A 12,921-nucleotide genomic window follows, 5' to 3' on the forward strand; every position below is an offset into this window, starting at 1 on the left:
GCGCCGCCGTCTGTCAGCCCTGACACCGCCCTGTCCTCAGCGGCGCGGCAGACTGCGGGCATGACCGCCTTCCGGGCCTACACGCCCGCCGCCCACGAGTTTCCGCTGCCGGAGGGCCACCGCTTTCCCTATTACAAATACCGGGGCGTGGCCGAGCGCCTCAGTGGACTGTTGCCGGTGCTCGACACGCCCAATCTGTCGTGGGCGGCGGCGGGCATGGTGCACGATCCGCTGTGGTTGCGGCGCTGGCGACGCGGCGAGGTCAGCGCCAGGGAGACCCGCGAGTTCGGGCTGCCCTGGAGCGCGGCAGTGGTGGAACGGGCACGCCGGGCGGCGGGCGGTTCGCTGGCGGCCTTGCACGACGCCTTCGAAGTGGGCTGGGGGGCCAATCTGGCGGGCGGCACCCACCACGCCTTCGCCGACCGCGCCGAGGGCTTTTGCCTGGTCAACGACGCTGCCATCCTGACGCGGGCGGCGCTGCGAAGCGGGCTGGCGCGGCGGGTCATGACTGTGGATCTCGACGTGCATCAGGGCAACGGCACGGCGGCGCTGCTCAGGGGCGTGGGCGGCGCGTTTACCCTCAGCGTGCACGGCGAGCGCAATTACCCGTTTCGCAAGGAGGTGAGCAGCCTCGACATCGGCCTGGGCGACGGCGTGCAGGACGCCGAATACCTGACGGTGCTGCGCGCGCAGGTGCTTCCGGCGATAGACGCCTACCGGCCCGACCTGCTGTTGTATCTGGCGGGGGTGGATGTGCTGGCCGGAGACCGCTTCGGACGCTTTGCCCTGAGCCTGGACGGCGTACGGGAGCGCAACCGCCTGATCCTCGGCTGGGCCAAAAACGCGGGCGTGCCGGTGGTGACCATGCTGGCCGGAGGCTACAACGCCGACCACGCCCTGACTATCGAAGCCCACGCCAGCGTCGTGCTCGACGGGCTGGACGTGTTGTAAAGAAGACAAGGTCTATCTTCCGACGAACCGGATCAGGAACCTGGAATGCCGTTGGAGACGAGAGGGGGTACAGAAGTGCGATCAGGCCGAGGTTTCGGGATTTCCCACAAAGCGCTCCGTCCTCATCCCTCACCGAACTGAAGCGCCGACCGGTTCCGGCTCAGGAAACCTCCATACCTTCTTCAGAGTGTGGCCACTTCACGTTTGAACCTTAGACAAACCTTGTACAGTCAGGCCACGATCAGCCTGTTGCCCCGGTGGCCCACGTTGACGACGACGGTGAAGACCCTCCCGGCGCTCTCCCTTCCCCCACCGCGCCCCGGCGCACACAGGAGCTCTCATGACCCTGCACACCACCCTCCCGCAGACTCCCGCACCCCAGGGCCGCCCACTTCACCGGGGCGACACCCTCTACTACGCCGGTGACGCCGCGCCGAGCCTGTACCGGTTGGAAAGCGGGCTGCTGCGGGCGGTGCGCCTGACCTCACAGGGCCGCAACCTGACGGTTCGCCACATTCGCCCCGGCGATATCTTCGGCGAGGAAGCGCTGCACGGCCTGCCCCGCAGCCACCAGATCATCGCCCTGACCGATGCGGTGCTCACGCCCCTACATCTGGAGCACCTGGGCGGTAATGAGTTGTGGGAAGTCACGCGCAGTCTCAGTGCCCAGCTCCAGCGGGTTATGACCGACGGCGTGCATATTCAGGACGGCGAACTGCGTGAGCGCATCGCCCGGTATCTGCTCAATCTGGCGGGCAGCAGCCTGGGCGGGGTCCATGCCGACGGCCACCGCTACGTGCGCGCCACCCACGAACTGATCGCCGAGGGCACCGGGGCCACCCGCGAATCGGTGAGTAAACTGATCGGCGAGATGCGCGACGACGGCCTGCTCACCCCGGCCTACCGCTGCCTGACCCTGACCAATGAGGCGGCCCTCAGAGCGGAGTCGGGCCTGTTCTGACTTTATTGAACCGAGCGGCGGGCTGAACTGCTGCTTCAAGGAGGCCGCGAGAATGCAAGTTTGCTCGCGGCCTCCGGCTTTTGGCGTCTCGAAATTTAGGCTCCGCCCTCGTCCAGCATCTTCCCGGCCTGCTAAACAGCCGGGCTGAGAAAACGGGATCAGTTCGGCCAGCCCTCGACCTCGGCGCCGCCGAAGACCACGCGCCGTAAATCCGCCGAAAAGAAGTTCAGGCCTGGTGAGCTGACGCTGCCCAGCGCTTCGAGCTGCGGGAGCGTCAGGTTGATTTCCAGCGCGGCCAGGCTATCTTCGAGCTGTGCGAGTTTGCTGGCCCCGATTAGGGAAGACGTGACGCCCGGCTGCGCCGCCGCCCAGGCCAGCGCCACCTGCGCTGGGGGCCGCCCGACTTCTGCAGCGACGGCGCGCAGGACATCCAGAATATTCCAGTTGCGCTCGGTGAACTTGGTAAACGGCCCGGAGAAAGGATTGCTGCCGCTCAGGCGGCCTTGACCGCTATTGTCCGCGTCCCGCTGGTATTTCCCGGCCAGGAAGCCGCCTGCCAAGGGACTCCACGGCACTACGCCCAGCTTGCCCTCGCGGGCGGCGGGAATGTGCTCGGCCTCGATCTGGCGGGCCACCAGCGAGTATTCCATCTGCATGGCCACCGGGCCGGGGACGCCCTGAACCTGGGCCAGCGTCGCCGCCTTCATGGCGTACCAAGCAGGCATGTCCGAGAAGCCGAAATACCGGATGTGCCCGGCGCGCACCAGATCGCCGAGGGTCTGCAATACCTCCTCCACCGGCGTCACCATGTCGTAGACGTGCAACCAGTAGAGATCGACGTAATCGGTGCCGAGCCGCTTGAGCGAGCCTTCCAGCGCCCGGTAGATCTGCTTGCGTCCGTTGCCGCCCGCGTGGGGGTTCCCGCGCTCGGCATTGAAGCCGAATTTGGTCGCCAGTACCACCCGGTCGCGTGCGCCCCGCTCCGCGATGAACCGACCGACGAGTTCCTCGCTGCGCCCGCCGGAATAGACGTCGGCCGTGTCGATGAAGTTGCCGCCTGCGTCCAGATAAGCGTCGAAGATCTGCTGGGACACGCCGTCGTCCGATCCCCAGCTGGCGTTGCCAAACGTCATGGTGCCCAGGGCCAGTGGGCTGACGACCAGGCCACTGCGGCCCAGCGTGCGGTAGTTGGTCAGGTTCATGATTGCTCCCTTGGTGCGAAACGAACGGATCAGAAGTTGAGCCGGGTGCTGTTCATGCCGCCGTCCACGTCCACGATGCTGCCGTGAACGAAGGCAGCCTCGTCGCTGAGCAGAAAGCGAACCGCGTAGGCGATATCGATTGGCCTCACCGGGCGGCCCGCGACGGTTCCGGCGGTCATGGCGTCAAGGGCCGCGCTGAAGTCGGCGTTACCGGGGGTGAGCGTCGCGCCGGGAGCCACGGTGTTGACCCGCACGCCGCGCGGGCCATATTCCGCCGCCCAGTTGCGGGTCATCTGCTCGAGGGCCGCTTTGGAGGCGGTGTACATCGCGCCGTTGGCGGTGCCGACGCGGCCCATCCACGAACCGATATTGACGATATGGCCCGACCCGCGCTGCGCCATGTCCGGCGCAATCACGCCCACCAGTACGTGTGGAGCGCGGATGTTGGTGTTGAGAATGGCATCCAGATCGGCATCGGAAAGCGCCTCGGTGGACGTCACCGGATAGACGCCCGCGTTGTTGACCAGAATGTCGACCTGACCGCCGAGTGCAGCCGTGACTTCCCGCGCAAAGGTACGGACAGTGTCGTAGGAGCCTGCCAGATCCGTGGAAATGGCGTGCGCTTTGCCTCCCGCTTGGATAATGGCGTCCACGACCCCTTGGGCACGGTCGGCGTCACGGCCACTGACGACGACTTCAGCGCCCGACGCGGCCAGCACGCGGGCAATCGCTTCGCCGATGCCGCTGGTCGAGCCGGTGACGACGGCTCTCTGGCCTGCCAGACGGGAATCCGTCGGGAGAGAAGCGAGCAGTTCTGGGTTAATGAGTAAGGTTTGCATGATGAAGCCTCCAGGTGAACGGTGAACACTCTCCAGCCACCAAAGCAGTTGCGTTTTACAACCAGTTGCACCTTATCCGAACTGGTGCGATCATGCAACCAGTAAGGAGAGGGCACCCATGCGCGAGCACACCACAGACAAAGCCGTTCGCTCCGGCTGCCCGGTCAGCCTCGGCCTGGACATCTTCGGCGACAAATGGACGCTGCTGATCGTGCGCGATCTGATGTTCGGCGGCAAGCGCCACTTCCGCGAGTTGCTGGCCTCAGACGAGGGCATCTCGTCCAATATCCTGGCGGACCGCCTGAAGATGCTGCTGGCCGAGGGCATCGTCAGCAAGGCCGAAGACCCCAGCCACGCGCAGAAAGTGATCTACAGCCTGACCGAGAAGGGTGTGGCGCTGCTGCCGATTCTGCTCCAGATCAGCGAGTGGAGCTACCAGTTCCGCCCGGTCGGCGGGCAGTACCCGCGCCCCGCCGAGGCCACCGACGTGGAAGCGCAGATGCAGGCGGTGCGAAGGGCGCATCTGGTCCAAGCTGGGCTACCGGACGAAGGTAACGGGGGCAGCAGAATTGAGCAGCCGGACCAAGCTTCGCGGTAGACAGGGACCCTGGGCCGCCTTAAGCTGTAGCACATTAAAGCCATCTTCCATTTATGTGAAGGTGTTTCTTTACGGCGAGGGAGCGTCTCCGCATTCAGCGGCACTCCAAATCCCATCTTGAATATGCTCGAAAGGACCTCAAATGAAGCGAACGAAGACCGTACTCGGCGGGTTGTTGTTGGTTTCCCTGGTTCTCGGAGCTCGCGCTCAGGCACAGGACACGCTCAATGTCGGGGCCAACATCGGCAACGTGCCCTGGGAATTTCAGGATGCCAGCGGGGCCAACGTGGGCTTTGAGATCGAATTGGTGACGAAAATCGCCGAGAACCTGGGCAAGAAGGTCAACATCGTCAACACCCCCTTCAACGGACTGTTCTCGGCGGTGCAGTCGGGGCGCATTGATGTGGCGATTTCAAGCATCACCATCACGAAAAAGCGCCTGGAAACCGTGGCGTTCGCACAGCCCTACTACGACTCCGACCAGTCCCTGACGGTCACCAGCGGCAGCACCCTGGGCAACGTCAGCGCCTTCAAGGGCAAGACGGTGGGCGTCGATACCGGCTCGACCGGGGCGATGTGGGCCACCACCCACCAGGCCCAGTACGGCTACAAGATCCGCGAGTACACCGGTCTGAACCCGGCCATGCTCGATCTCAAGGCCGGTCGCATCGAGGGCTACATCTCCGATATTCCGGCGCTCCAGTACTACGCCAAGATCACGGGTGGGGTCAAGGTGGCGCAGCGGCTCAAGACCGGCGAGCAGTACAGCATGATGTTTGACAAGAGCAGTCCGCTGGCCGCGCAGTTCAACACCCAGCTCGACGCTCTGAAAAAGAGCGGCTACGTCTCCAAGCTGCACCAGAAGTGGTTCGGCGTTCTGCCCGAGAAGAGCACCTCAACGGCCACCGTTTTGCCGATGCCCAAATAATTGAGCGCCACTGATTCCAGGCGGGGCCAATGAAACTCCTCGACACTTTCTTCAACACCGGCGTATTCGGTGCGGCGCTGCCGGCCCTGCTGCGCGGTCTGCTGATCACCCTCGAGCTGGGGGTGGTCAGTGCCGTTGTGGGCACCCTGCTGGGGCTGGTAGTGGCGCTGATGGGGCTGTACGGACCGCGCTGGCTGCGTGCACTGGTGCGCTTTTACATCGACGTGCTGCGTGCCATGCCGCTCCTGGTCTTTATGGTGCTGATCTACTACGCCCTGCCGTTCGTCAAGATCTTGCTGCCCGCCTTCACCTGCGCTGTTCTGGCCATTTCGCTGATCGCCTCGGCGTATGTGGCCGAGATCATCCGCTCGGGCATCGAGGCGATTCCGGTGGGGCAGTTCGAGGCCGCCCGCTCGCTGGGGCTGCGCGGTTGGGACGTCATGAGCACCGTCATTTTGCCGCAGGCCCTGAGGATCGTGGTGCCGCCGCTGACCGGCAACGCCGTCTCGATCATGAAAGACACCGCCATCGCCTCGGTGGTGGCCTTGCCCGAACTGCTTCAGCAGGCCACCTCTCAGCAGGCGTTGTCGGCCAATCCCACGCCGCTGGTCGGCGCGGCGCTGATCTATGTGCTGCTGCTCTTTCCGCTGGTGCGTCTGGTCAGCCGCTTCGAGGCCCAGGCCAGACAGCGGTCCAGCCGCTGAGGATGGAGCTGACGGTCCCGGCTGCTCAGCGAGTCCCTGCTGGGCAGCCCGTGTCGGGTCAGGCGTGCAGGCGGCAGTCCACTTCATCCATGCTGCCGATTCACGCGAGGTGGTCCCAGGCAGCAGCTCCACGCAGCCCGTCGTCAATTGTGACTTGAGTGAAGCAGTCTGCAAGCACAAGAACTCAAGCCCCAGGAGCCAAGATGAGGAGAACCGAATGAGCCTGATCATCAGCAACGGCACCGTGGTCACGGCAGAGGGCCGTTTTCAGGCCGACGTGCGCGTGGACGGTGGCAAGATCACGGCGCTGGGACGCGATTTGGCACAGTCCGGCGACGAGATCATCGACGCCAGCGGCCAGCACGTTTTGCCCGGCGGCATCGACGTTCACACCCACCTGTCGATGCCCTCAATGGGGACCGTCACGTGCGACGACTATTACAGTGGGCAGGTCGCGGCGGCGATGGGCGGCACCACCACACACCTCGACTTTTGCATCCAGCCCAAGGGGAGCAGCTTGAGGGCGGCGCTGGACACTTGGCACGCCAGGGCACAGGATCAGGCGGTCATCGACTACGGCTTCCATGTGGCCGTGACCGATCCGCAGCCGGCCGTGCTGGACGAGATTGCCACACTTCCGGATCAGGGCGTGACCTCGATCAAGCTGTTTCTGGCTTACAAGGACACCCTTCAGGTGGACGACATGGCGATGTTCCGCTGCCTGGAGCGGGCACGCGACGCCGGGGTGCTGACGCTGGTGCATGCCGAGAACGGCGACGCCATCGAGGTGCTGATGGCCGAGGCGATAGCGCGGGGCGAGACGGCGCCCAAGTACCACGCCCTGACCCGCCCGCCCGAACTGGAAGCCGAGGCCACCGGGCGGGCCATCGCGCTGGCCGAGGTGCTGGGCGCACCGCTCTACATCGTTCACCTGAGCTGCCGCCCGGCCCTGGCACAGGTGCGCGAAGCCCAGGCCCGGGGCGCGCGGGTCAGCGCCGAGACCTGCACCCAGTACTTCTTTTTTACCAAAGACGATCTGGACCGGCCCGACTTCGAGGGCGCCAAGTGGGTGTGCAGTCCGCCGCCCCGCGAGAAGGAGGATCAGGCGGCGCTGTGGGCAGCGGTGGGCGACGGCACGCTCAGCGTGATCAGCACCGATCATTGCCCCTTTCGTTTCGACACCCAGAAATCGCTGGGCAAAGACAACTTCACCCTGATTCCCAACGGCGTGCCGGGCATCGAGGAACGCCTGATGGTGCTGCATCAGGCCGGGGTACGCGGCGGCCATTTCAGCTTGGAGCGCTTCGTGGCCCTGACCGCCACCAATCCGGCCCGCCGCTTCGGCCTGAGCGGTGTGAAGGGCAGCGTCGCGCCGGGCTACGACGCCGATCTGGCACTCTGGGATCTGGAGCGCCCGCATACCATCACGGCGCAGACCAACCACAGCGCCGTCGATTACAGCTTGTACGAGGGCATGGCCGTCCGGGGCATGCCGGTGACGGTGCTGCTACGGGGTCGCCGGGTGGTCGATCAAGGCCGCTTGGCGGCGGAGCGGGGCAGCGGTCAGTTTCTGCATCGGCAACGCATCTGATCCGCAGTACAGGGTTTTGGTCTGGCGCGGTGTCTGCCGGGTCAGCTTGCTCCAGGCATGACCTCTTAAGTCACGCCCCCGCGCCTCAGGACTTATGGCCACGTGGATCGAGCGCTTCCCGCAGGCCGTCGCCGATCAGGTTGAAGGCCAGCACCGCCAGGAAAATGGCGAGGCCGGGAAACAACGCCATCCAAGGCGCGTCGGTGAGGTAGCCGCGTGCGGCGTTGAGCATTGACCCCCAGCTGGGGGTGGGCGGCTGAATCCCCAGGCCCAGAAACGACAAGCTGGCCTCCGCCAGAATGGCATTGGCAATCGCCAGCGAGGTCTGGACGATCAGTGCGCCGCTGATGTTGGGCAGCAGGTGGCGAACGATCAGGCGGCCGTCGCCCGCGCCCAGTGCCTGTGCGGCCTGAACATAATCGCGTTCGCGCTGCGACAGCACCTCGCCGCGCGTGATCCGGGCAAAAGCGGGCGCGGTCACGATGGCAATGGCGATCATGGTGTTTTGCAGACTGGGACCGAGGATGGCCGCCAGTGCAATCGCCAGCACCAGAAACGGCAGCGAGAGCAGCGCGTCGACAAAGCGCATCAGCAGGTCGTCGAGCCAGCCGCCGATGTATCCAGCGATCAGGCCAATGCTGCCGCCGAAGACCAGCGCCAGCGTCACCGAGATCAGCCCGGCGCTCAGCGACACCCGCGCGCCATACACCACCCGCGAGAAGATGTCGCGCCCCAGTTCGTCGGCCCCGAACAGGTGCGCGGCGCTGGGCGCGGCCCGCAGGTCGGCAAAGAAGATCTGCGCCGGGTCGAAAGGAGCCACTTGCCGGGCCAGCAGCGCCGCGCCCGCGAAAATCACGAGAACGACGATGCCGATGACGGCCAGTTTGTTGCCCAGAAAACGCCTCACGGGAGCAGGCAGGCGGCGCTTGGCCGGAGATGGGGGCTTGGAAAGCGTCGTGGTCATTATCTACACTCCATCAGTGGTAGCGGATGCGTGGGTCGACAGCTGCGTAGCCCAGATCCACCAGAAAGCTGACCAGAAACACCGCCACCGCCGAGACCAGCACCACGCCCTGAATCACCGGCAGGTCGCGGGTGAACACGGCGTCGACCAGCAGCCGTCCGAAGCCGGGAATACTGAAGATCTGCTCGGTGATGACGGCCCCGCCCAGCAGGCCGCCGAGTTGCAGGCCGAAAGCAGTCAGGAAAGGAATCAGCGCGTTCTTGAGGGCGTGTTTGGAGATGACCTGCCGCGCCGCCAGACCCTTGGCGTGGGCAGTTCGCACGTAATCCTGGTTCAGTGTCTCGCTCAGGCTGGAGCGCAGGTAGCGTGTCAGCACCGCTGCCGAGCCGACACCAAGCGTGACGGCGGGCAACAGCAGGAGCAGCAGATTGCGCCCCGGATCCTCTGCCAGGCTGGTGTAGCCGCTGGCTGGAATCCAGGCCAGGCGGATGCTGAAGAGGTAAATCAGCAAGATGCCCAGAAAGAAGTTCGGCAAGCTGATGCCCGACAGTGCCAGCAGCGTCAGCAGGCGGTCGATCCAGGTGCTGCGCCGCACTGCGCTGATCATCCCGGCAGGCAGCGAGATCAGCAGCGAGATCAGCATGGCAAACAGCGAGAGCTCCAGCGTGACCGGCAATTTCTGGGCAATCAAGCCGCTCACGCTGCTGTGATCGGTCAGACTGGTGCCGAAATCCAACCGCACGGCGCTGGTGAGCCAGCGCAGGTACTGCTGCGGCATTGAGCGGTTGAGGCCCAGCGAGTGCCGCAATTCGCTCAGCGCCTGCGGCGTGGCCTCCTGACCCAGGATCAGCCGGGCCGGATCGCCGGGCAGCAGCTTGACCATCGCGAACACGATGAGGGTGACGATCAGCAAGGTGGGAATGGCCGACAGCAACCGGCGCAGCGCGAAAACAGCCACTTGACCTCCTGGAACATGTGTCGAAGAAGAAGCGCTTTCTTGACTGAGCGGGCAGGCCCGGGCGGTGGCGTTGTGCCCAGAAACCAACGGGAGCGAAAGAGCGCATTTGGATGACTGTGCCAGAAGCGCACCCAGTCAATGCTCTGCACATGCTTTTTCAGAACGGCGACAAGGGCGGGAATTCGTCTGCCCCGCCCTTTCGGGATCTCCCCGCTTCCAAGCTGTTGCCTTATTTCAGATCCACGTCTTTGAAGCGCAAAATCCCATCTGGAATGGGCTTGAGACCGACCATTCCCTTGACGCTCGCCACCAGATTGCGCTGGAAATAGACCCAGGTGTAGGGCGTGTCGTTGATGATGGTGCCCAGCGCGACGTTGTAGGTGGCGACACGCGCCGACATGGCGTTCTGGGCACGGGCCTTGGCGAGCAGGCTGTCTACCGTCTTGTTGCTGTACCCGGCCTGGTTGTTGGTGCCGTCAGTCACGAAGAAGTCGTAGATGTTGCCGTCGGGATCAGGCCGCCCGCTCCAGCCGAGCATCAGGGCGTCATAGTCCTGTTTGTCGGCGCGGTCGAGCAACGTGCCGAATTCCACCTGTTCGATCTTGGCGGTGATGCCAGCCTGCGCGAACATCGCCTGATACACCTGCGCGAGCTGGATGGTGACGCTGCCGGGCGAGGTCAGCAGGGTGAAAGTCAGCGGTTTGCCGCCGAGTTTTTGCTTGGCGAGGGCAATGTCGGGCTTTTGCACCTTGATCGATGAGGACGCGGCGGCGGTGCCCGGCGGAAACGGCCCGGCGGCGGGCGTCACGGTGTCGTAGAAGATGCTCTTGGCAATCGCCTCGCGGTCGATGGTGGCCGCCACCGCCTGGCGGAAATTCTTGTTGTTAAACGGCGCGCGGGTCACGTTGAACCAGACGCCCTGAAAGCCGATGCCGGGATAGTTGAGCACACTGAATTTGGCGTTCTCCGCGAGTTTGCTGACATCTTTGGGATCAACCGGCGTGATGGCCTGCACCGCGCCCGACAGCAAGTTGGCGTAGCGCACGTCGCCGTCCGGGAAAGGCCGGTACACCAGCTTGTCGATCTTGGGCGCGCCGCCCCAGTAGTTCTTGTTGGCCGTCAGGGTGATGTTGTCCTGGCGCACCCGGCTGACGAAGGTAAACGGGCCGCTGCCCACCGGATTGTTCTGAAAATCGCTCCCGGCTTTCTTGGCCGCCGTGGGCGAGACGATCATGCCCGCCCGGTCGGTCAGCACCGCCAGCAGCGGCCCATACGGCTGCGACAAGCTGAGCTGCACCGTCTGCGCGTCGATGACCTTGACCTCCTTGACGCTGCTCAGCTCGTTCTTGCGGGCGCTGCCTTCCAGCGTGCGGTTGCGGTCCAGGCCGTATTTGACGGCGGCAGCGTCCAGCGGGGTGCCGTCGCTGAACTTCACGCCACTTTTCAACTTGAAGGTGTAGGTCAGGCCGCCGTTGGTCACTTTCCACGACGTGGCCAGCGCCGGTATCACCTTGAGGTTCACGTCCAGATCCACCAGTTTGTCGAAAATCTGGTTCATGACCTGGCGGTCGACCAGTGCGGTCGACAGCGCCGGGTCGAGTTTGGGCGGGTCGGCGTCCAGGCCCACCGTCAGGGTCTGCGCCGAGGCCAGACTGGTCAGCAGGGCAGCGCTCAGAAAAACCACCGGAAAGTGAACTCTACGCATCGTCTTCTCCTTGCTCGATCAGGGGGGCGGCGTGACGGCGAACGGACTGCATGTGCGTGTGCATGGCCTGACGGGCCGCCTGCGGCAAGGCGCTGGCAATCGCGTCGACCACCGCGCGGTGCTCCGAGATGGTCAATTCCGGTTGATCGCCCGCCACTTGGTTTCGCAACTGGGTCATCAGCGAGCGCAGGGTTTCGAGCACCAGCATCACCACCTCGTTTCCGGCGATCTGGGCGACCAGACTGTGAAAGAGCAGGTCCTCGTCACTCAGTTTGATGCGGCGCACGCGGGCGAGTTCCTGACGTTCGAGGGCGGCCCGGAGCTGGGCAATCTGGCCCGGTGTGGCGCGGGCAGCGGCCTGCGCCGCCACTTCCGGCTCGAGCATCTGGCGAAATTCGAGCAAGTGCACCAGTTTTTGCGGCGACCGGATCAGCATGCCCTGAAACGGCTGGGTCAGGTGGGCGGCAGACGGTTCGCGAACGAAAACGCCGGTGCCCTGACGCGCCTCCAGATGCCCGAGCGCTTCGAGACGGGCGATGGCGTCGCGCAGACTGGTGCGGGAAATATTCATCTGGTCGGCCAGCACCCGCTCCGGGGGAAGCCGCTGACCTGCTTCAAATGCTCCGCGCAAAATCAGGGCCAGGAGTTCTTCAGCCGCACTGGCGGTGAGTTTCTGCTGTCTGATCGGCTGCGCGGTCATCTCGCCTCCTTAGGCTCAAATTTTAGGTCCGGTGGTTGGACCAATAGGGTGTGAACCCAGCTTACGGTCCTGGCGCAGCGGCAGGTCTTCTTGTCTAGGCGGGTGGAGGGCACTGGGAAAGGCCCCCACCGTGCAGGTGAGCGGCAGGGGTAGGACGTTCAGCAGGCGCTGAAAACAAACGTATCGCTGGTGCCGCCGCACAACACGCTACCCGTCCGCTCGCCCAGGATGTCGCCCCCGTGACGGCTTCCAGCACGTCCCAGACCACCCTCAGGGTAAAGGCGCATTTGCGCTCACTGCCCAACGCAGACCGTGTCCTGGGTTTCGCCGGGGCACGGCCTTCGCCTGGCTGGCCTCGCGTCTGGGCTGAGGGTGTTCTCGACGCTGCTGATCATGGCCCTGAAGCAGACGATGGAGCTGTACTTGCCCAGTTGGTGGCGCAGGAATGCGGCGGTGGTGGGTGCAGTGGCGGCCATCACGGGAGTTCACCTCGGATAAAAGGGGGTGAGCCGGTGGGTGAGGTGGGCAGTGTGGCCATTGGCCGCCGATCTGGACGCTGCTCAGCGCCTTTGTCCGATGTGCATCCGCCGGAATTGTGCTTCCACAACTTCCCGCACTCCCCCCGGCGTCAGTCGTCCGGCAGGATTAACGGTGCGGTAACGCCCGGCAGTGCAAGCTGAGGATCAGCGTCCCTCAGGCGTCCACGTTCTTCTGCTCGGACCAAAGGAGCACCCATGCAGCATATCTTTCGTCTTATGAGCCGCTGGCCGTGAGGACCAGTATCAGGTCGCAAGCTCCCTCTCAGAAGACGGCCCTCACG

14 protein-coding genes are annotated in these 12,921 nt (G+C 64.6%); 6 read left to right on the plus strand and 8 right to left on the minus strand.

Going from position 1 to position 12,921, the window contains the following annotated elements:
* The first annotated feature begins 60 nt into the window (after window positions 1-60).
* Both GUI70_RS15285 and GUI70_RS15290 read left to right on the plus strand, forming a co-directional pair.
* Window positions 61-951 carry a histone deacetylase family protein gene (locus tag GUI70_RS15285; protein ID WP_161883184.1) on the plus strand — a complete coding sequence of 297 codons (891 nt, stop codon included), beginning with the start codon at window positions 61-63 and terminating at the stop codon, window positions 949-951.
* 340 nt (window positions 952-1,291) lie between these two features.
* Window positions 1,292-1,912, plus strand: a complete 621-nt coding sequence (locus GUI70_RS15290) for a Crp/Fnr family transcriptional regulator (RefSeq protein WP_161883185.1) — start codon at window positions 1,292-1,294, stop codon at window positions 1,910-1,912.
* 158 nt (window positions 1,913-2,070) lie between these two features.
* Here the strand turns inward: GUI70_RS15290 and GUI70_RS15295 are convergent, their stop codons facing one another.
* Together GUI70_RS15295 and GUI70_RS15300 are read right to left on the minus strand one after the other, a co-directional pair.
* Window positions 2,071-3,114, minus strand: coding sequence for an aldo/keto reductase (locus GUI70_RS15295; protein WP_161883186.1), 1,044 nt, complete (start codon window positions 3,112-3,114; stop codon window positions 2,071-2,073).
* 29 nt (window positions 3,115-3,143) lie between these two features.
* The gene (locus tag GUI70_RS15300) at window positions 3,144-3,953 is read right to left on the minus strand and encodes an SDR family NAD(P)-dependent oxidoreductase (protein WP_202630495.1); all 810 of its coding nucleotides are present in this window, start codon (window positions 3,951-3,953) and stop codon (window positions 3,144-3,146) included.
* A 118-nt stretch (window positions 3,954-4,071) separates the two neighbouring features.
* Between GUI70_RS15300 and GUI70_RS15305 the strand changes: the two genes are divergently transcribed.
* The 4 genes from GUI70_RS15305 to hydA all read left to right on the plus strand — a co-directional run bounded on the left by GUI70_RS15305 (window position 4,072) and on the right by hydA (window position 7,774).
* Window positions 4,072-4,551, plus strand: coding sequence for a winged helix-turn-helix transcriptional regulator (locus GUI70_RS15305; RefSeq protein WP_161883187.1), 480 nt, complete (start codon window positions 4,072-4,074; stop codon window positions 4,549-4,551).
* Between the two features lie 142 nt (window positions 4,552-4,693).
* Window positions 4,694-5,479 (plus strand): ABC transporter substrate-binding protein, encoded by a 786-nt coding sequence (locus GUI70_RS15310; RefSeq protein ID WP_161883188.1) that lies wholly within the window; start codon window positions 4,694-4,696, stop codon window positions 5,477-5,479.
* A gap of 29 nt (window positions 5,480-5,508) precedes the next feature.
* Window positions 5,509-6,183 carry an amino acid ABC transporter permease gene (locus GUI70_RS15315; protein WP_161883189.1) on the plus strand — a complete coding sequence of 225 codons (675 nt, stop codon included), beginning with the start codon at window positions 5,509-5,511 and terminating at the stop codon, window positions 6,181-6,183.
* A 217-nt stretch (window positions 6,184-6,400) separates the two neighbouring features.
* Window positions 6,401-7,774, plus strand: a complete 1,374-nt coding sequence (gene hydA / locus GUI70_RS15320) for a dihydropyrimidinase (RefSeq protein ID WP_161883190.1) — start codon at window positions 6,401-6,403, stop codon at window positions 7,772-7,774.
* A gap of 85 nt (window positions 7,775-7,859) precedes the next feature.
* Here hydA and GUI70_RS15325 read toward each other — a convergent pair whose 3' ends face one another.
* From GUI70_RS15325 to GUI70_RS25160, 6 genes are all read right to left on the minus strand, one after another.
* Window positions 7,860-8,738 carry an ABC transporter permease gene (locus GUI70_RS15325; protein WP_161883191.1) on the minus strand — a complete coding sequence of 293 codons (879 nt, stop codon included), beginning with the start codon at window positions 8,736-8,738 and terminating at the stop codon, window positions 7,860-7,862.
* A gap of 13 nt (window positions 8,739-8,751) precedes the next feature.
* The gene (locus GUI70_RS15330) at window positions 8,752-9,696 is read right to left on the minus strand and encodes an ABC transporter permease (RefSeq protein ID WP_161883192.1); all 945 of its coding nucleotides are present in this window, start codon (window positions 9,694-9,696) and stop codon (window positions 8,752-8,754) included.
* A gap of 229 nt (window positions 9,697-9,925) precedes the next feature.
* Window positions 9,926-11,401, minus strand: a complete 1,476-nt coding sequence (locus tag GUI70_RS15335) for an ABC transporter substrate-binding protein (RefSeq protein WP_161883193.1) — start codon at window positions 11,399-11,401, stop codon at window positions 9,926-9,928.
* Window positions 11,394-12,101: a FadR/GntR family transcriptional regulator gene (locus tag GUI70_RS15340; RefSeq protein ID WP_161883194.1), complete on the minus strand. Its 708-nt coding sequence runs from the start codon at window positions 12,099-12,101 to the stop codon at window positions 11,394-11,396. Before GUI70_RS15340 ends, GUI70_RS15335 begins: the two co-directional genes overlap by 8 nt.
* A 158-nt stretch (window positions 12,102-12,259) precedes the next feature.
* Window positions 12,260-12,388 (minus strand): hypothetical protein, encoded by a 129-nt coding sequence (locus GUI70_RS25155; RefSeq protein WP_306468309.1) that lies wholly within the window; start codon window positions 12,386-12,388, stop codon window positions 12,260-12,262.
* 6 nt (window positions 12,389-12,394) lie between these two features.
* Window positions 12,395-12,577: a hypothetical protein gene (locus GUI70_RS25160; protein WP_306468310.1), complete on the minus strand. Its 183-nt coding sequence runs from the start codon at window positions 12,575-12,577 to the stop codon at window positions 12,395-12,397.
* Window positions 12,578-12,921 lie beyond the last annotated feature (344 nt).

This window comes from Deinococcus alpinitundrae, from assembly GCF_009982895.1.
GTDB lineage: Bacteria > Deinococcota > Deinococci > Deinococcales > Deinococcaceae > Deinococcus > Deinococcus alpinitundrae.